9 protein-coding genes are annotated in these 18,701 nt (G+C 66.4%); 1 reads left to right on the forward strand and 8 read right to left on the reverse strand.

The annotated features are described in order from the left end of the window. Nucleotides 1–141: 141 nt before the first annotated feature. From M2650_RS03870 to smc, 8 genes are all read right to left on the reverse strand, one after another. Nucleotides 142–5,052, reverse strand: coding sequence for an alpha-2-macroglobulin family protein (locus tag M2650_RS03870; RefSeq protein WP_249471426.1), 4,911 nt, complete (start codon nt 5,050–5,052; stop codon nt 142–144). 272 nt (nt 5,053–5,324) lie between these two features. After that, entirely contained in the window at nt 5,325–7,916 is a 2,592-nt protein-coding gene (gene gyrA / locus M2650_RS03875; RefSeq protein WP_249471429.1) for a DNA gyrase subunit A, read from the reverse strand. Nucleotides 7,917–8,228: 312 nt separating this feature from the next. Continuing rightward, nucleotides 8,229–9,287 carry an S-methyl-5-thioribose-1-phosphate isomerase gene (gene mtnA, locus M2650_RS03880; RefSeq protein ID WP_249471433.1) on the reverse strand — a complete coding sequence of 353 codons (1,059 nt, stop codon included), beginning with the start codon at nt 9,285–9,287 and terminating at the stop codon, nt 8,229–8,231. 138 nt (nt 9,288–9,425) lie between these two features. Next, nucleotides 9,426–10,124, reverse strand: a complete 699-nt coding sequence (locus M2650_RS03885) for a DUF3011 domain-containing protein (protein WP_249471436.1) — start codon at nt 10,122–10,124, stop codon at nt 9,426–9,428. Between the two features lie 109 nt (nt 10,125–10,233). Continuing rightward, nucleotides 10,234–11,217, reverse strand: coding sequence for an EF-P lysine aminoacylase EpmA (gene epmA / locus M2650_RS03890; protein ID WP_249471439.1), 984 nt, complete (start codon nt 11,215–11,217; stop codon nt 10,234–10,236). 4 nt (nt 11,218–11,221) lie between these two features. After that, nucleotides 11,222–13,300: an NAD-dependent DNA ligase LigA gene (gene ligA / locus M2650_RS03895; protein WP_249471442.1), complete on the reverse strand. Its 2,079-nt coding sequence runs from the start codon at nt 13,298–13,300 to the stop codon at nt 11,222–11,224. Between the two features lie 230 nt (nt 13,301–13,530). Then, the gene (gene zipA / locus M2650_RS03900; protein ID WP_249471445.1) at nt 13,531–14,274 is read right to left on the reverse strand and encodes a cell division protein ZipA; all 744 of its coding nucleotides are present in this window, start codon (nt 14,272–14,274) and stop codon (nt 13,531–13,533) included. Between the two features lie 104 nt (nt 14,275–14,378). Then, nucleotides 14,379–17,882 carry a chromosome segregation protein SMC gene (gene smc, locus M2650_RS03905; RefSeq protein ID WP_249471447.1) on the reverse strand — a complete coding sequence of 1,168 codons (3,504 nt, stop codon included), beginning with the start codon at nt 17,880–17,882 and terminating at the stop codon, nt 14,379–14,381. Nucleotides 17,883–18,269: 387 nt separating this feature from the next. Between smc and M2650_RS03910 the strand changes: the two genes are divergently transcribed. Then, nucleotides 18,270–18,680 (forward strand): GntR family transcriptional regulator, encoded by a 411-nt coding sequence (locus M2650_RS03910; RefSeq protein ID WP_249471450.1) that lies wholly within the window; start codon nt 18,270–18,272, stop codon nt 18,678–18,680. The last annotated feature ends 21 nt before the right edge of the window (nt 18,681–18,701 follow it).

Consider the following 18,701-nt stretch of genomic DNA (forward strand, 5'->3'; position numbering starts at 1 on the left):
CCGGGATCCAGGCCCGCGTGTTCGGGAGTTGCGATGGGCACGGATATGACGTCGGATCCACTGGATCCCGGCTTGCGCCGGGATGACGGCTGTAAGGGTGGCAGCGATGGGATGCCCGCAACTAGCGGACATCCCATCGTCTCAAGGCTGCACCACCGTAATCGTCGCCGGATTCGACTTGCCCACGCCGCGCAAATCCGGCCGGTACATGTCCTCCACCAGCGGCGGCGGCACGGTGTAAGTACCCGGCGTAACCGCGCGGACCAGGTAGAACACGCGGGCCCTGTCGTTGCTCTCCAGCTTGAGCGCAGCCACGTAACGGTCGTCGCGGTACTCCTCGTGCCGCACTTCGGCCGCGCTGCCGCGGTCGGTGATTTCGATGCCGTCGACCACCACGTCCGCCCACTGCTTGGCGTCGCCGAGGTTGAAGTTCTCGATCTCCAGCCCCGCCGGCAGCAGGTCGGTGAGCAAAGCATCGGGCATGGCGCGGCTAGCGGTGATGCTGACCGCGACGATCAGCGCATCGCCTTCGCGCAGCTTGCCGCCTGCCCAGGGCTTGCCGTCCGGCGTGTACCACTTGCGCTCGACATCGAGCACGCTGTTGTCCGGCGCAGGCGCGCTGCGCGGGATGCCGGCGGCCTCGAGGCTCACGTAGAGCGGGCCTTGTCCTTCCGGCGCGAAACGGACGCCGCGGCTCAGCGTGGCGTAGTCGAAATCGCGTCCCCACAGTTTGGCGCTGGGGATATCCTCGGCCAGATCGCCGACCTGCAAGGTGCCGCTGAACTGCTTGCCCTGCTGGGCGAGCAAGGCCTTGCCGACGCGGCCCAGCGCGACCTGTTCCTGCGTGCTGAAATAGGTCCACTGCCGGTTGCGGCGGGCATCCAGCTCGCGGCCTAGGTCGACCACGCGCGCATCGTATTCGGGCTTGTTCAGACCGCGCTCGTGGGTGAGCGCGATCATCAGCGCTTCGTCGCGCAACGATGTGCCGTAATCGCCAAGGTATTCCGGCCGTTCCTTGCGCAGCGCGAAGCCCTGCGCGATCGCCTTCTGGCCGCGGTTCTTGTCGCCTTGCAGCGACAGCGCCAGGCCCAGGTGCACCAGCGACAGGCCGGTCAGCGACTTGCTGCGGTCGTTGTCGTACAAGGCGCGCAGCGTGCCCAACGGCGCCCGGTTGACGCGCGCCAGCACGTAACCCGCATGCGCCTGATAGGCGAATTTGAGGTGATCGCGGTTGTCGTAGCCGTAGAACGGCGCGCCGCCGCCGAGCAGGTCCTCGTTGAGGCGGGTCAGCGCCTTCTGCAGCACGCCGTCGGGAACGTCGAAGCCGGCGTCGCGCGCATCGAGCAGGAATTCGACGATGTACGGCGTCAGGCCGGGATTGACGTAATCGTCGTCGCCCCACATCGAGAAATGGCCGTTGCCGACCTGCATCGATCCCAGCCGGCCGAAGGCGCCTTCCAGGCGGGCGCGGCGCTGCTTCGCGTCCAGACCTTTCACGCCGAGCATCTTCGCGGTCGGTTCGTCGAGCAGCAGTGCGGCATAGCCCTTGCTGGTGGTCTGCTCGGCGCAGCCGTACGGATATTCGAGCGCGCCCTTCAGCACGCTGGCGAAGGGAATCGGCGGCAGCGCGCTGACCGTCATGCGGGCGCTGACCGAATCGGCCATCAAACCGTCGGCGAAATCCGCCCCGAGCGATACCGGCGCGACCGGATCCAGCACCCGCGTCTGCGCCCGCAGCACGCCGGGCCAGGCTGCGCGCACCGGCACGTCGTATCGGCGGTCCACCTTGAAGCCGTTGCCGTCCACGCGGACCCGCACTTTGGCCGTGGTGTAGCCCTCCTTCGCCACCAGCGGGAAGCTGAGCGTGGTCTTGGCGTCGCCCGCCAGCTTCGCGCTGCGCGCATTGTCGGCGATGCCGAGAGGGCCCTCGCCGTCCACGCGGATCTTGAAATCGCCGGGCTTGCCGGTGAAGTTCTGCACGTCCAGCGTGACCGTGCTGCGGTCGCCCGGCGCCAGCACGCGCGGCAGGCTGGCCTCGGCCACGATCGGCGCGCGCACCAGCAGTTCCTTGTCGCGGTTGCCGTAGCGCTGGTCGGAATAGACCAGCGCCGACACGCGCAAGGTGCCGTTGAAATCAGGCACCGCCAGCTTGATGCGCGCCACGCCTTTCGCGTCCAGCTTCACCGGGCCGGCGAACAAGTCCACGGTCTGCACGCGCGACGTCGGCCGTCGCGCCTGCGACAGCGGCTGCAGGGCCATGTCGCCGCCGAAGCGGATCTTGGCGACGCTGCCTTCGAAACTTTCGATGACCCGGCCATACAGGTCGTAAGCGTCCACGCCCAGGCGCCGTTGCGCGAAGAAATGGGCATTGGCGTCAGGCACCGGGAAGCGGGTGATGTTGAGGATGCCGACATCGACCGCCGACACGGTCACGTAGGCTTCCTTGCCGGCCAGCTCGGGCACGGCGATGGTGGCCTTGAGGTCCTGCTCGGGCCGCATCTGCTGCGGCATCGACAGGCCCACGCCGACCCTGCGGTCGCGCCGGTCCATCGGTACGTGCGCAACGCCGACCGCGCGCGCCGGCGTGATCTTGCTCGGCGCGCTGCCGCCGCGGAATACCAGTGCGGTCACGTAGACGTCGTGGCGCTCCCATTCTTGCGTCACCGGGATTTCGAACGTGCTCCCGGCCTTCGCGTCGATGTCCTGCACGTACAGCATGTGGTCGCTCTCGACCATCAAGACGCCCTTGCCGTCGTGCGGCGGCGTCAGCGTGACTTTGAGTTTGTCGCCGGCGCGGTATTGGGTCTTGTCCAGCGACAGCTTCACCTTGTCGGGACGCGCGTCGCTACCGCGGTTCTGGTCGTCCCAGCTCCAGCCGGCGGTGAAGGGATAGCGGCTGGTCAGGCCGGTGGCGGGATCGAATACGTCGACGCGATATTCGCCCCACTCCACCGGGAAGTCGAAGCGTGCGGCCGTGGTGCCGACATCGATCGTTTTGGTCTCGACGTTTTCGAAGCGGCGGGTGAAGTCGTAGTCCCAGCCGCCTTCGTCGTCGTAATTCCAATGGTAGTCGCGGCGCTCGCGCACCAACGTGACCTTCAGGCCCTTGCCGGCGTGCGCGTTGCCCGCGGCGTCCACGCGCAGCAGCTCGAAACGCGCAGCGGCGTTGGAATCGGCACCTTCCTTGTCGTCGAACATCGGCCGCACGCCGACCAGCACGTCGTTCGGCCACAGCACGCGCTTGAGCGTGCGGGTGACGGTACGGCCGCCGGTTTCGTAAACGCTGCCGGAAACGACGGCGGCAACAGGGCTGACCGGTTTGACCTCTGCGGGCAGGGCGAGGTCCTGCTGCAGCTTGCCCTGGGCATCGAGTTCGGTATCGACGACGTCCTTGGCTTCTTTGGGCAGCTCCAGAGTGGGGTCGCCGAAGAAGTAACCCGGCAGCTTTTCGACCGGATGCTGTTCGACGGCCACCGCAAGCTTCGCGGTGAAGCGATTGCCGGCCGCCGGCGCGCCATACAGATACGCGCCTGTCGCCTGCAGCTTCAGCGGCTGTCCGGGCTTGAGGACCGCGGGCGCATCCAGGTCCAACTTCATCCGCTCGGGCAGGAATTCTTCGATGCGCAGGGTCATGCCCTGCACCGCTTCCTTGCTGTCGGGATCGGTGCGGAACTCCACCTGCCAGCGCCCGGTCGGCGCTTCGAACGGGATCAGCTTTTCGTAGGAGAAGTAGCCTTGGGCGCCCGGTTCGATACGGCGCTCGTCGAACGTTTTTCCATCCGGCTGCTTCAGGCGCAGGAACAGCGGCTGCGGCTTGGTGGGCTTGCCGTCCTGGTCGCGCAGCAGCGCGGACAGGCGCACGGTTTCGCCGGGGCGATACAGATCGCGGCCGGACCAGGCGAACACGTCGAACCAGGCCTGCTCGCGGCCGGCGACGGCGAATTCGGAAAGGTCCAGCGCCGGCTGGTTGAAGGGCAGCAGGGACACGTCTTTGCCGCGCGTGGCGGTGAGCACGTGCGCCGCGTCCAGCTTGTAATTGAGCATCGCATTGCCGTTGCCGTCGGTCTCGCCCTTCAGCACCGGCTCGCCGTTGGCATCCAGGATGCGAAGCTCCACGCCGCCCACCGGGGCGCCGCCGGACAGCGATGCGGTATGCACGAACAACTTGTCCTTGTAGGCGCGCGTATGCAGGCCGACGTCGCTCACCGAGAAGTAAGCGGTTTCGAACTGATCCTGGAACTGGCCCGCGCGTTTCATCACCGCGAAATACAGGCCCGGCTCCTGCAGCTCGGCGATGTCCTGCACCGGCAGGTAGGTCAGCACGCGTTCGTTGGGCTTGCCGCCGAGCACGAAGCGGTTGACGTAGACCGGTTCGGCCAGCTTGGACAGCGGCACGTTGTCGTCGTAGTCGCGCTCCAGTTCCCAGCTGCCACGGCGGCCGCCGCGCTGGTATTCGGCGAAGAACTTCGGCAAGGACTTGTCGGAGACCTTCAGGAACTCGACATCGACTTCCTTGACGTTGACCGACACCACCGGCAGGCCGCGCGATTCCTTGGCCGGCAGCACGCTGCCCTGCGAGGCGAAACCGACCACCGGATCCAGCGGACCGGTATAGACCTTCTGCTTGATCTCTTTGCCCAGACGATTGCCGTCCGCGGCGCTCAGGCCGGCGCGGATCGTGACTTCGTAGTCCTTGCTCGCTTCAACGTAAGGGAAACGCAGGATCTTGCCGCCCTTGTCCAGCACCCAGCTGCCCTTGACGGTGGCGCCGCCGGGGCCGGCGACTGCGATCAGTTCGTCGAAGGACTGGGTACCGACCAGAGGACGGCTGAATTCGAGCGCGATGGCCAGATCGCCGTCGTGCTGGTCGGGATAGGCGGACGCCAGGGCGAAACCCTGCACCTGTTCGGGCTTGGCCTTGATCGCCTCGCCGCTAGGCGGCGGCAGCTGGCCGTGGTCGTCGCGCTTGCAGGCGGCGAAACCGGCGAGCAGCAACGCCAGCAACAGGATCCTGGCCGCGATTCCGGCCACCACAATTCCGCGATTGCGCATGCCCCTTCCCCATTCCCTCGAGTCGATTCGAGTATATGACGAAGAAGTGAGCGAAAAGCGGTCGCTTCAATGCGTGGAAACCAAAGCCCCTCTCCCGTCGGGAGAGGGGTTGGGGTGAGGGTTCGGCGGAGCGATATCGCTCAAGTTCGCGAGAAAAAACACCGCATGTTCGAAGGATGCCGCGACCAGCGATGATCGCGGCTTCGCCGAATCCTCATCCGGCGCTGCGCGCCACCTTCTCCCGAGGGGAGAAGGTTGATGAGCCCCTACTCTTAAGCGGGCGGATGCTGCTCCGGCAGATCGGCGCCCGCACCGGCCGCCTCCTCGCCCTCGTCCAGCGACGCGTCCAGGCGCTCGATCGCCTGCAGGCTCTCGTCGTCCGCCAGCCGGATCAGGGTCACGCCCTGGGTATTGCGGCCGACCTGCGAGATCTCCGCGGCGCGGGTGCGCACCAGCGTGCCGCCATCGGAGATCAGCAGCACCTCGTGGTGGTCGCTGAGCTGGATCGCGCCGACCAGCTTGCCGTTGCGCGCCGTAGTCTGCAGCGCGATCACGCCCTGCGTGCCGCGGCCCTTGCGCGGGTAGTCGGCCGCCGGCGTGCGCTTGCCGAATCCGCGTTCGCTGGCGGTGAGGATGTCGCCCTCGCCTTCGACCACGACCAGGCTCTTGACCGCTTCGCCCTCGGCCAGGCGGATGCCGCGCACGCCGGTAGCGGTGCGGCCCATGGCGCGCACTTCGCGTTCGGCGAAACGAACGGCCTTGCCGTTGGAAGCGAACAGCATCACGTCGCGCTCGCCGTCGGTCAGGGCCACGCCGATCAGCGCATCCCCCTCGTCCAGGCTGATCGCGATCTTGCCGCGCTGCAGGCGGTACGCGAACTCGGGCAGCGGTGTCTTCTTGACCGTACCGTTGCGCGTGGCGAACAGCACGTATTGGCCTTCGGCGTACTCGCGCACCGGCAGCACGGCCTGCACTTGCTCGCCCTGCTCCAGCGGGATCCAGTTGATGATCGGCCGGCCGCGCGCGTTCGGGCCGGCGTCGGGCAACTGATGCACCGACAGCCAGAACACGCGGCCGGCGCTGGTGAAGGTAAGCAAGGTGTCGTGCGTGTTCACCAGCCACAACTGGTCGATGAAATCCTCTTCCTTGGTCGCCGCCGCCGAACGGCCGCGGCCGCCGCGGCGCTGCGCGCGGTAGGCGCTCACCGGCTGGCGCTTGGCGTAGCCGGCGTGCGACAACGTGACCACCACGTCCTCCGGCGCGATCAGGTCCAGGATGTCCAGATCCTCTTCGCTGGCGCGGATTTCGCTGCGGCGCGCATCGCCGAACTCTTCCTTCACGTTGCGCAGCTCGGTGCGGATCACTTCCATCAGCACGTCGGGATTCTCGAGGATCTCGATCAGGCCGCGGATGGTTTCCAGCAACTGCTTGTACTCGTCGGTCAGCTTCTCCTGTTCCAGCCCGGTCAGGCGGTGCAGGCGCATTTCCAGGATTTCCTTGGCCTGCGCCTCGGACAACTGGTAGCGCCCATCGATCAAACCGATCGACTTGGACAGATCTTCAGGACGCGAGGCTTCCGCGCCGGCCGCGCCCAATAGCGCGCCGACCAGACCCGGTTCCCAGGTCTTGGCCAACATGCGCTCGCGCGCTTCGTTCGGGTTGGCCGAGGTCTTGATCAGCTCGATCATCTCGTCGATGTTGGCGAGCGCGACCGTCAGGCCTTCCAAAATATGGGCGCGGTTGCGAGCTTTGCGCAGTTCGAAGATGGTCCGGCGGGTCACCACTTCGCGGCGGTGGCGGACGAACGCTTCCAGCATCTGCTTCAGGTTCAGCAGCTGCGGCCGGCCGTCGACCAGCGCGACCATGTTGATGCCGAACACCGATTCCATCGGCGTCTGCGAATACAGATTGTTCAGCACCACATCGGCCGAATCGCCGCGCTTGATCTCGATGTAGATGCGCATGCCGTCCTTGTCGGACTCGTCGCGCAGCTCGCTGATGCCTTCCAGCTTCTTCTCTTTGACCAGTTCCGCGATCTTCTCGATCAATCGCGACTTGTTGACCTGGTACGGGATTTCGGTGACGACGATCGCCTCGCGGCCGTTGTCGTCGTTGATCTCGATATCGGCCTTGGCGCGCATCCGCACCCGGCCGCGGCCGGTGCGGTAGGCCAGGTGGATGCCGCCGACGCCGTTGATGATGCCGGCGGTCGGGAAATCCGGACCCGGGATGTGCTGCATCAGGCCGTCGATGTCGATCTCGGGATCGTCGATCAGCGCGATCGTGGCCGCGATCACTTCGCCCAGGTTGTGCGGCGGGATGTTGGTGGCCATGCCCACCGCGATGCCGGCCGAGCCGTTGACCAGCAGGTTCGGGAACCGCGTCGGCAGGACGGTCGGCTCGTTTTCCTTCTCGTCGTAGTTGAGCTGGAAGTCGACGGTTTCTTTATCGATGTCCGCCAGCAGCTCGTGGGTGAGCCGGGTCATGCGCGCTTCGGTGTAGCGCATCGCCGCGGCGTCGTCGCCGTCGACCGAACCGAAGTTGCCTTGGCCGTCGACCAGCAGGTAGCGCAGCGAGAACGGTTGGGCCATGCGCACCAGGGTGTCGTACACCGACTGGTCGCCGTGCGGGTGGTACTTACCGATCACGTCGCCGACGATGCGCGCCGACTTCACGTGCGGCTTGTTGCTGTGGGTGCCGAGCTCGTTCATCGCGTACAGCACGCGCCGGTGGACCGGCTTGAGGCCGTCGCGGACGTCGGGAAGCGCGCGCCCGACGATCACGCTCATGGCGTAATCCAGGTAGCTGCGGCGCATCTCGTCTTCGAGATTGACGGGGATGATTTCCTTGGCGAGTTCTGCCATCAGGGGTCCGTAATTGAAGGGGTTTGCACGCCCAAGGCCGACCTGCGGACCGGGGGTCCGCGACGCCGGAAATGGGCCGGTTTCGGAGACGTGAAATCATACCACAGAAACAGCTTGTGAAACCACCGAAAACCTGCGTAGAAACAGGCACTTGCAGTGAGTTTTCCCGGACTGCCCCGGCATTGGTCTCAGAGGTCTTGCGACAGTCCCGCTTTTTGTAGGAGCGGCTTTAGCCGCGAGCTTTTCCTACATGCCACGATATGATGGAAAGAGCTCGCGGCTAAAGCCGCTCCTACGAAGAGCAAAAGCGCTTTAGGCGCCGAAAATAGCCTTCATGCGCTCGGCATCCGGATGCTCGACGATGCCCTTCTCGGTGACGATGGCGTCGATCAGCGCGGCCGGCGTCACGTCGAACACCGGGTTCCAGGCCTGGATGCCGTCGGCCACGGTGCGGCTGCCGGACACGCCGAGCAGTTCGCTCGGGTCGCGTTCCTCGATTTCGATCAGGTCGCCGCTGGGCGTGTCCATGTCGACCGTCGACGACGGCGCCACCACCATGAACTTCTTGCCGTGGTGGCGCGCGGAGATCGCCAGCTGGTAGGTGCCGATCTTGTTGGCCGTGTCGCCATTGGCGCAGATGCGGTCGGCGCCGACGACGACCCAATCCACCTGCCCGCTCTTCATCAAGTGCGAGGCGGCGGCGTCGGCGATCAGGGTGGCGTCGATGCCGTCCTGCTGCAATTCCCACACCGTCAGGCGCGAACCTTGCATCCACGGACGCGTTTCGTCGGCGAACACCTTGCCGATGCGCCCCTGCGCGACGCCGGCACGGATCACGCCTAAGGCGGTACCGAAGCCGGCGGTGGCCAGCGAGCCGGTATTGCAGTGGGTGAGCACGCCGCTGCCCGGAGCGATCAATGCAGCGCCCATCTCGCCCATCCGGCGGTTGGCGGCCAGGTCTTCCGTGGCGATGGCTTGCGCTTCGCGTTCCAGCACGTCCCGCCAATCGCCGCCGGCGCCGGCCAGCGCGCGCCGCATCCGCGCCAGCGCCCAAGCCAGGTTCACCGCGGTGGGGCGCGCAGCGTTGAGCCGCTGCAAGGCGGGTTCGAGTTTCGCCAGCGCCGCTGCGCCGTCGCCGGCATCGATATCGCGCGCGGCGAGCACCGCGCCCCAGGCCGCAGCGATGCCGATCGCCGGTGCGCCGCGCACGGCGAGGGCATGGATTGCCCCTGCGACCTCGTCGCTGGTCGCAGCCGTCAGGTATTCCACCGCGAACGGGAGTTTGCGCTGGTCGAGCAGTTCGAGCGCCGCGCCGGTCCAGCGGATCGGGCGAATGCGGTCGTAGCGGTCGTACTCGATATCGTTGGCCATGCCGCTAGTTTAACAATGCGCATGGGCCGAGCGTCTCTGCTCTTCGTGGGAGCGGCTTTAGCCGCGAGCTCCTTCCTCCCGTCCGCGCGATCCAAGGGAAAAAGAGCTCGCGGCTAAAACCGCTCCCACGAAGAGCCTTCAACGCAGCTCGAACTCGGCCCTGCATCCGCTGCGCACCCACACGCCCTCTTCGTCCCAGCCCCAGGTCTGGTCCTTGACGCACACGGCATCGGACAGCTGCCGCAGCAATCTTACGCCTTGGTCGATGCTGGCTTTGCAGCGGCGCTCCTTGCCGCCTTTGGATTCGCATCGCACGCGTTCGCCCAGTCCATGTCCGCCCGCTACCTTGAACTCGCCGCGGCAACCTTGCGATACCCAGATCCCGCGTTCGTCCCGGCCCCAACTCTGATCCAGTATGCAAGGGCTGTCCGACAATTGCCGGACCAGGTAAATGCGTTCCTTGGATTCGATGGGGCAAGACTGCCAACGGCCATCTCCCGATTCGCAGCGCAATAGATCGCTCGCTTGGCTACCGCGATTGTTTCCGATCGCGAAGTACGCGCGGCAGCCCTGCGTCACCCAGATGCCGTTACGGCCGAATCCCCAGGACGTGCCCTCGATGCAGGGCGAATCGGACAATTGCCGGACCAACTTCACGCCGCCGCTGGTATCGCCCGGACACTGGCGCGTCCTTCCCTCGTCCGATTCGCAGCGGACCACGTCCTTCGGAAGCGCCCTGCGCGATTCGTTGTAGTTCTCCACCTGCGCGCAGGCATCGCCGATGCCGAGCATCGAGCCAGCGAATAACAGAACGCCGCAGTACAGCATCTGACGCATGGCGACCCCTGGATTAAACGCCATATTGCGACTCTAACCCGCGCACATGAAAGCGGGCGCAAAGATCTTCGCCCGGCCTACGATGCGCCGCAAGTGTTGCGCTTGCCGTTCAGGCTCTTTCGAAACCGAACGCGATCGCGTCGCCGATACGGTCAGCGCCGAGCATCGCCATCAATAGGCGGTCGACGCCCAGCGCCACGCCGGCGCATTGCGGCAGTCCGTGCTCGAGCGCGGCCAGCAGCCTTTCGTCGACCGGCGGCGACGGCGCGCCGCGCGACTCGCGCACGGCTAGGTCGCGCTGAAAACGCTTCCCCTGTTCGGCCGCGTCCTGCAGCTCGTGGTAGCCGTTGGCGAGCTCCAGCGGGCCCAAGTAGATTTCGAAGCGCTCGGCCACCGGCGGATCGCCCGGGCGTATCCGCGCCAACGCGCATTGCGAGGCCGGATAGTCGTATACGGCGGTCAGGCGGTCCGCCGCGAACGTCGGCTGGATGCGGTGGGTCATCAGCAAATCCAGCCAGTCGTCGCGGCCGAGGCCTGCGGGATCGATTTCGATCTCGCCCAGGGCCGCGCGGAATTCGTCGTCGGTCCCCGTCGCGGTATCGATGCCGAGGTGCCGGCGATACAGGTCGCGGTATGTGATCTTTTCGACGCGCGCATCGCGTCCGACCAACGCGAGCGCCGCACGCACCAGGGCCACGCTCTCGTCGATCAGCCGGAAATGGTCCCAGCCGGTGCGGTACCACTCCAGCATCGTGAATTCGGGGTTATGGCGGCCGCCGGCCTCGCCGTCGCGGAACACGCGGCCCAATTCGTAGCAATCGCCGACGCCGCCGGCGAGCAAGCGTTTGAGCGGGTACTCGGGCGACGTGCGCAGCCAGCGCGTGCGCGGCGCGCCTTCGGTGCGGCCGGAGAATTGCAGCGAGAACGAGGCGATGTTCGGATCGGTGTTGCCGGCCACCGACAGGATCGGCGTTTCCACTTCCAGCACATCGCGCTCGGCGAAGAAAGCGCGGATGGCCGCGTACAGCCGCGCGCGCAGCCGGATGGCTTCCGGTTGCGCGGACGGGCGCCAATCGCCTGCCTTCGCCGTCATGGCTTCAGCCGTTCTTGGCGAGGAAGTCGAGCAGCTTGGCTTCGTCCCATATTTCCAGGCCCAGCTCCTGCGCCTTGGCCAGCTTGGAGCCGGCCGCTTCGCCGGCGATTACGATGCCCGTCTTCTTGGAGACGCTGCCGGATACCTTGGCGCCCAGGGCTTCGAGCCTGGCGCCGGCTTCGTCGCGCGACATCGATTCCAGGCCGCCGGTCAGCACCACCGTCTTGCCCGACAGCGGTCCGTCGACCGCGCGCTGCGGCGCGCCTTCCGGCCAGTGCACGCCGTTCTTGCGCAATCCGGCGATCACTTCCCGGTTGTGCTGTTCGGCGAAGAAGTGGGCGATGCGCGCGGCCACCACCGGTCCGACATCGGGCACTTCGGTCAGCGTCGCTTCGTCGGCGGCCATCAGCGGCGCCAACGCGCCGAAGTGGCGCGCCAACGTTTTCGCGGTGCTTTCGCCGACGTCGCGGATGCCCAGCGCGTACAACAGGCGCTCGAGCGTGGTGTTGCGGCTGGCGTCGATGCCGGCGATCAGGTTTTCGGCCCATTTGCTGGCCACTTTGCCCGCTTTCACCGTTTCGGGAACGGTGCCGTCGCGCTCGTCCGCGCGGCGCTTCATTTCCAGGAAGTCGTCGACGGTCAGCTTGTACAGATCGGCGACCGTTTCGACATAACCGAATTCGACCAGCGCATCGACGAAGCGTTCGCCCAGGCCGCCGATGTCCATCGCCCGGCGCGACGAGAAATGGATCAGGGCCTCCTTGCGCTGCGCGGGGCAGAACAGGCCGCCGGTGCAGCGCGCGACCACTTCGCCTTCTTCGCGCACCACGTCCGAGCCGCAGATCGGGCATTCCGTCGGCAGCGCGTACGGCGGATGCAGCGGCTTGCCCTTCTTGTCGAGCGGGCGCCGCTCCTCGATCACCCGCACGACTTCCGGAATCACGTCGCCGGCGCGGCGGACGATGATGCTGTCGCCGACGCGCACATCGAGCCGTGCGATCTGGTCGGCGTTGTGCAGCGTGGCGCGGCCTACCATGACGCCGCCCACATGCACCGGCGTCATCTGCACCCACGGAGTCACCGCGCCGGTGCGGCCGACGTTGACCTCGATCGACTCGACCACGGTGGCCTCTTCCTGCGCCGGGAACTTGTGCGCCAGGGCCCAGCGCGGCGCGCGCGAGACGAAGCCCATCGCGCGCTGCTGGTCGTAGCGGTTGAGCTTGTACACCACGCCGTCGATGTCGAACGGCAACGCATTTCGCTCCTCGCCGACGCGCCGGTAATAGGCCAGCAATCCTTCGGTGCCGGTGGCCGCGTCGGCCAGCGACGACACGGGAAGGCCGAGTTCGCGCAGCCACGCCAGCGTTTCGGTGTGGGTTTTTGGCAGCTTGGCGTCGGTTTCGCCCAGCGCGTAGGCGTAGAAGCTCAGCGGACGCTGCGCGGTGATGCGCGGATCCAGCTGGCGCAACGAGCCGGCCGCGCCGTTGCGCGGATTGGCCAGCGTCTTCGCGCCGTGTTCGGCGGCCCAGGCGTTGTACTTTTCGAAAGCGGCCTTGGGCATGTAGACCTCGCCGCGCACTTCCAGCACTTTCGGCGGCTTGCCGCGCAATTGCAGCGGGATCGCGCGCACGGTGCGCAGATTGGGCGTGACGTCTTCGCCGGTGACGCCGTCGCCGCGCGTGGCGCCGCGGACGAACTTGCCGTCTTCGTAGCGAAGGCTGATCGCCAGGCCGTCGAGTTTGGGTTCGACGGAGAATTCCGGGGCGTCGTCGCCGGTTTCCCTGCTGATGCGGGCGACGAAATCGGCCACTTCCTCGTCGGCGAACGCGTTCGCCAGCGACAGCATCGGCACCGCATGCTTCACTTCGGCGAACTTGGACGACGGTTTGTCGCCTACGCGCTGGGACGGCGAATTGGGATCGGCCAGTTCGGGGTGCTCGGCTTCGAGCGCTTCCAGTTCGCGCAGCAGGCGGTCGTACTCGCCGTCCGGGATGCTGGGATCGTCGAGCACGTGATAGCGGTAGTTGGCGTCTTCCAGCTGGCGCCGGAGCTTGGCGATGCGGTCGGCGGGTTTGGGGCTCATCGGCGGATTCTAGCGCGCCCGATTCGGCCGCGGCTTTTCGTAGGAGCGGCTTTAGCCGCGAGCTTTTGCTCCTGCTGTTGCCCCCCCTTTGAAAAAGGGGGCTACGGGGGATTTGCTCTTGATCTTGCTTTTAAAAGCAACAGCAAAAGCAAACCCCCCTCAATCCCCCTTTTACAAAGGGGAAGAAAGGCAAGAGCTCGCGGCTAAAGCCGCTCCTACGAAAAGCGGTACTACCAGCGCGGGGAACGCTTGATCGGCGGCGCTTCGTGCTGCCGGTCGTAGGCGCGCAGGTCGTCGCGGATGTGGGCGATGCGCTGGCGTCCGAGCGCATTGCGCTCCTGATCCAGCACCACGCCGTTGAGCAGTTCGGCCATGCGCTGCGCGGTCGGCAGCATCGTATCCCAGGCTTCCAGCGCGGACAGCGGCGCCGGCAGCGTCAGGAAGAAGGCGATCGCCGGCGTCTGCAACGACTGGATCTCGGCCATCTCGAAGCTGCCCGGTTTCATGATGTTGGCCACGCTGAAGATCGGGCCGCGTTCGGGATGCCCTTCCATCAACCGGTGGAACACGTTCATGTGGCCGAAGGTGAGCCCGGCCTTTTCCGCAGCGACCACGATGTCCGGCCCTTGCAGCTGCTGGCCGGCGCGCGCGGCGACGTACAGCGAGATGATCTTGTCGAAGTTTTCGCTGTCGCGGCGGCCCAGGTCGCTGCCGGCCGAAGCGCCGCCGATCGCGTCGTCGAGCAGGCTCAACTCGGATTGCACGGCCGCATCGTCGCTATATCCGCCGCCGGCCAAGTCGCCTTCGATCTGCGCGCCGAGCGTCGGCTCCATGCGCTCGCCTTCGTTGCGCGCGGCCTTGTCGACGCGCCGTCCTTGCGCGCCCCGGCGCGGGCGTCCGAAAAAATAGATGGCGGCCACCAGCAGGATGCCGGCGATGAGGATTCCGGTTCGCAACAGCCATACGTCGGACATCGTTTCCTCCTTCTAACTGCTGGGATTCGGGATTCGGGGTTTGGGATTCGTCGAGCGAGCCGCTCGCATTTCCCAATCTCGAATCACCAATTCCGAATCACGGCTCAAGCAGCACCGGCCAGGCGCGCGGCTTCGGCCAGGTCGACCGACACCAACCGGCTCACGCCGGGTTCGCGCATGGTAACGCCGCTCAACTGGTGGGCGGCCTCCATCGTGGCCTTGTTGTGGGTGACGAACAGGAACTGTACGTGTTCGCTCATCTCGCTGACCAGCGCCGTGAAGCGGCCGACATTGGCTTCGTCCAGTGGCGCGTCGACTTCGTCCAGGAGGCAGAACGGCGCCGGATTGAGCTGGAAGATGGCGAATACCAGCGCCACCGCCGTCATCGCCTTCTCGCCGCCCGACAGCAGCGTGATGTTGGAAACGCGCTTGCCCGGCGGGCGCGCCATGATCGTCACGCCGGTATCGAGCAGGTCCTCGCCCGTCAACTCCAGATAGGCGTGGCCGCCGCCGAACAGGCGCGGATACAGGGCCTGGATGCCGGAATTGACGCGGTCGAAGGTGTCCTTGAAGCGGCCGCGGGTCTCGCGGTCGATCTTGCGGATGGCGTCTTCCAGCGTTTCCAGCGCGGCGGTGAGGTCGGCGTCCTGCGCGTCGAGGTATTCCTTGCGCTGCGCGGCTTCGGCGTGTTCGTGGATGGCGGCCAGGTTGACCGGTTCCAGGCGACGCAGCTTGGCGTCGAAATCGAGGACGGTCTTTTCCCACGCGGCGACGTCCGCGTCGTCGGCGAGGCTGGAGACGACATCGTCGAGCACGAAGCCGGCGGCGGCGACCGCTTCCGATAGCTGTTCCGCCTTAAGCGACAAGGCCTGCTGGTCCAGCTTGGCCTGCGAGATCGCATCGCGCTGCACGATGGCCTGTTCGTCGCGCTGGTGCCGGGTGTGCTCGAAACCGCGCAGCTCGTTGTCGATGCCTTCGACATCGGCGCGCGCGGCATTCAGCGCCTTGTCGGCGACGACGCGTTTTTCGAGCAGCGCCTGGCGTTCGACTTCCAGTGTTTTGACCGGGTCGTCGCCTTCGCTCAACTGCGAGGTCAGCTCGCCCAGGCGCCCGTCGAGCTGGCCGCGCTGGCCACCCATGCGGTCCAGGGCCTGGGTCAACGCCAACACTTGCGCGCGTTGCGATTCGAGCGTCAGCGCGAGCGCGTGCGCCGCATCGCGCGATTCGCGTGCGGCGCTGCGGGCAGCGTCGCGGATTTCGACCAGACGCGTGCGCTCTTCGTCGAGCGCGCGGCGCGCGTTCTCGAATTGCGCCATGCGCGATACGGCGTCTTCCTGCTTCGAACGCGCCTCGCGGGCCTGTTCGCGGCTGGTCTCCAGCGTCGCGGAGAGTTGCGCGAGTTCGGCGTCGATCTTCTCGATGCGGGCGCGTGCGGATTCGAGCCGGCCCTGCTGGCTCTGCAGCTGGCCGGCGAGTTCGGACACGCCGCGGTGCGCCATGTACGAAGCGCGCTGCGCGTCTTCGCGCTGCTGTTCGGCGGCGAGCAGGCGATCGCGCCAGGCGACGATGCCGCGGTCGAGCTCGGCTTCGCGCTTCTGCAGCGCTTCGATCTCGGCGCGCAGCGTCTGGATTTCGCGTTCGCGCAGCAGCGCGCCCTGCTTGGCGGCGCCCGAGCGCACCATGCGCACCCAACCGGCGCCGAGGCGCTCGCCGTGGCGGGTGATGACCGATTCGCCCTCGCCCAGGCGCGGCAGCAAAGCGCGCGCGGACGGCAGGTCTTCGGCGACATGCAGTTTGGCCAGCAGGCGGCGGATCGCATCCGGGCCCTTCACCTTCGCCGCGAGTGTGCCCGCGGGCGCGCTGAAACCTTCATCGGCCGGCGACACCAGGGTCAAGCGGCCTTCGGCCAGCTCGCCCAGCGCATCGACCAGCGCTTCGGGCGCTTCGACGAGCACGCCTTCGATCAGTTGGCCGAGCGCGCCTTCGACGGCGTTCTCCCAGCCGGCTTCGACGACGAGCTTCTCGCCGACGCGCGCCGACGAATCCAGGCCCTGCTGGCGCAGCCATTCCACCGCCGCGCCTTGTTCCTGGCCCAACGCGGCGTGCTGCAGCGTTTCCAACGACGACAGGCGGCCGCGCGCCGTTTGCGCCTGCTTGCGCACTTCGGCCAGTTCGGCCTGCGCGGTGCGTTGCTGGTCCTGCAATTCGGTGACGGCCCGCTTGCGCGTCTCGACTTCCTGGTCGAGCGTTTCGAGCGAGGCTTTCTGCGTATCGTGCTGGGCCTGGACTTGGGTGAACGAAGCCGCCAGCGCGTCCAGGTCCAAGCCGCTGCGTTCGTTGCCGAGAATTTCGCGGCGGCGGTCGGCGTCCAACGCCTGACGGTCGAGATAGTCGACGCGGGTGCGTTCCACATCGCCCGCGCGCGCGGCTTCGGATTGCTCGCGCGCGTGCGCGTCCCAGCGCTGCTGCCAGTCGGCCAGCGCCGCTTCGGCGTCGCGCAACGCGTCCTGGCGCGCGCCGTCGTCCTGCTGCAATTGCGCCAGTTGCGGTTCCACCTCGGCCATCGCGGCGCGCAGCACGTCGAGCTTGGCCTGGTCGCCGCTGATGTGCTGGCCGAGCTCGGCCAGCGCGGCCTGCGCTTCGTCGCGCGCGCGCTGCAGACGCTGCGCCATTTCCTGCTGGTGCTGGATCTGCTGTTCGATGCGGGCCAGATTGCCGCCGACTTCGTAGCCCTCGGCCTGCGCCTTATTCAAGGCCTCGGCCGCCTGCTCGCGGCGCACGCGGCCGGTTTCGATCTGGCGTTCGGCTTCGCGCTGTTCGGCGATCAGCTGCTGCAGCTTGGTTTCCTGCTGCGACAGCGCCTCGCGACGGGCCTGCAATTGCGCGTCCAAGCCGCGGAATTCGAGCGCTTTCCACTCGGCATCCTTGATCTTGCGTTCTTCCTGGATGGCCTGGTACTGCTCGGCTTGGCGCGCCTGGCGCTTGAGGTGGTCGAGTTGCTTGCCGACTTCCTCGCGCAGATCGTTCAGTCGATCGAGGTTTTCGCGGGTGTGGCGGATACGGGTTTCGGTTTCCTTGCGCCGCTCCTTGTACTTGGAGATGCCTGCGGCTTCTTCCAGGTAGACGCGCAGCTCTTCCGGCCGCGCATCGATCACCTGCGAGATCATGCCCTGCTCGATGATCGAATAGCTGCGCGGGCCCAGGCCCGTGCCCAGGAACAGGTCTGTAATGTCGCGGCGCCGGCACTTGCCGCCGTTGAGGTAGTAGCTGCTCTGCCCGTCGCGGCTGACCGTGCGCTTGACCGAGATCTCGTTGTACGCCGCGTACTCGCCGGTGATGGTGTGGTCGGAGTTGTCGAAGATCAGTTCGACCATCGCCTGCGACACCGGCTTGCGAGACGTCGAGCCGGAAAAGATCACGTCGGTCAGCGAGTCGCCGCGCAGGCGGCTGGCCGCGCTTTCGCCCATCACCCAGCGGATCGCATCGATGATGTTGGACTTGCCGCAGCCGTTGGGCCCGACCACGCCGGTCATATTGGTCGGCAGGTGGAGGGTGGTCGGCTCTACGAAGGATTTGAAACCGGACAGCTTGATCGTGGACAGGCGCATGCGGCGGTGATTTCTCTCAGGCTCGATGCGTCCCGCCGTGCCGCGCGCGCATCTGGTTCAGGTTTTGGGTTTCTTCCAGCCGCTAAATAGTTGATTCATATAGCGACAATCCGGCGGTTTCGCCGGAGATTCACAGAGTATAGCGAGCGCGGGCCGGGATGCGGCAGCGACTCCGGATCGACCAGCGGCGTCGAGGGTGCGCCCTCCGTAGGTGCGAATTTATTCGCACGCTTTTCGGGTGGGCGAAAAAAGCGTGCGAATAAATTCGCATCTACGAAAAGCGGTTTCGGCGCCGCCTTGTCCCATTTCGTCGTATGCCGCTTGACAGACCGGACCTGTATGTACTGTACTGGTACCTATAGTACAGTTAGTGCAGCAGGAGTCGAGATGGCCCGTACCCAAGCCCTGATGATCCAGATCGCCACCGGCGATCCCCGCCCGATCACCAAACAGATCGTCGATGCCGTGCGCATGAAGATCGCCACCGGCGAACTCGAGCCCGGCGCGCAACTGCCCAGCGTGCGCGGCCTGGCGCAGCAACTGACGATCAATCCGAACACGGTCGCCAAGGCCTACACCGAGCTGACTACCGAGGGCTGGCTCGAGTCGCGCCAGGGCCTGGGCCTGTACGTGGCGCCGCCCCGCCAGCGCTTGAGCGATGCAGAACGCGAGCGCCGCCTGGACGACGCCATCCAGCGCTTCCTGCACGACGTGATCGCGCTCGATTACCCGCCTGACGAGGTGCAGGCGCGCCTGCACCACGAGTTTCGTCTGCTTGTTCCCCGCAAGACCGCTTGATTCCTGAAACCCGACGACCAC

The organism is Luteimonas galliterrae (assembly GCF_023374055.1).
GTDB classification, from domain to species: Bacteria; Pseudomonadota; Gammaproteobacteria; order Xanthomonadales; family Xanthomonadaceae; genus Luteimonas_C; species Luteimonas_C galliterrae.

Bases quoted from the DNA above. Each gene is read 5' to 3' on its own strand.
- M2650_RS03870 (WP_249471426.1), bottom strand. From the start codon at position 5,052: ATGCGCAATCGCGGAATTGTGGTGGCCGGAATCGCGGCCAGGATCCTG.
- gyrA (WP_249471429.1), bottom strand. From the start codon at position 7,916: ATGGCAGAACTCGCCAAGGAAATCATCCCCGTCAATCTCGAAGACGAG.
- mtnA (WP_249471433.1), bottom strand. From the start codon at position 9,287: ATGGCCAACGATATCGAGTACGACCGCTACGACCGCATTCGCCCGATC.
- M2650_RS03885 (WP_249471436.1), bottom strand. From the start codon at position 10,124: ATGCGTCAGATGCTGTACTGCGGCGTTCTGTTATTCGCTGGCTCGATG.
- epmA (WP_249471439.1), bottom strand. From the start codon at position 11,217: ATGACGGCGAAGGCAGGCGATTGGCGCCCGTCCGCGCAACCGGAAGCC.
- ligA (WP_249471442.1), bottom strand. From the start codon at position 13,300: ATGAGCCCCAAACCCGCCGACCGCATCGCCAAGCTCCGGCGCCAGCTG.
- zipA (WP_249471445.1), bottom strand. From the start codon at position 14,274: ATGTCCGACGTATGGCTGTTGCGAACCGGAATCCTCATCGCCGGCATC.
- smc (WP_249471447.1), bottom strand. From the start codon at position 17,882: ATGCGCCTGTCCACGATCAAGCTGTCCGGTTTCAAATCCTTCGTAGAG.
- M2650_RS03910 (WP_249471450.1), top strand. From the start codon at position 18,270: ATGGCCCGTACCCAAGCCCTGATGATCCAGATCGCCACCGGCGATCCC.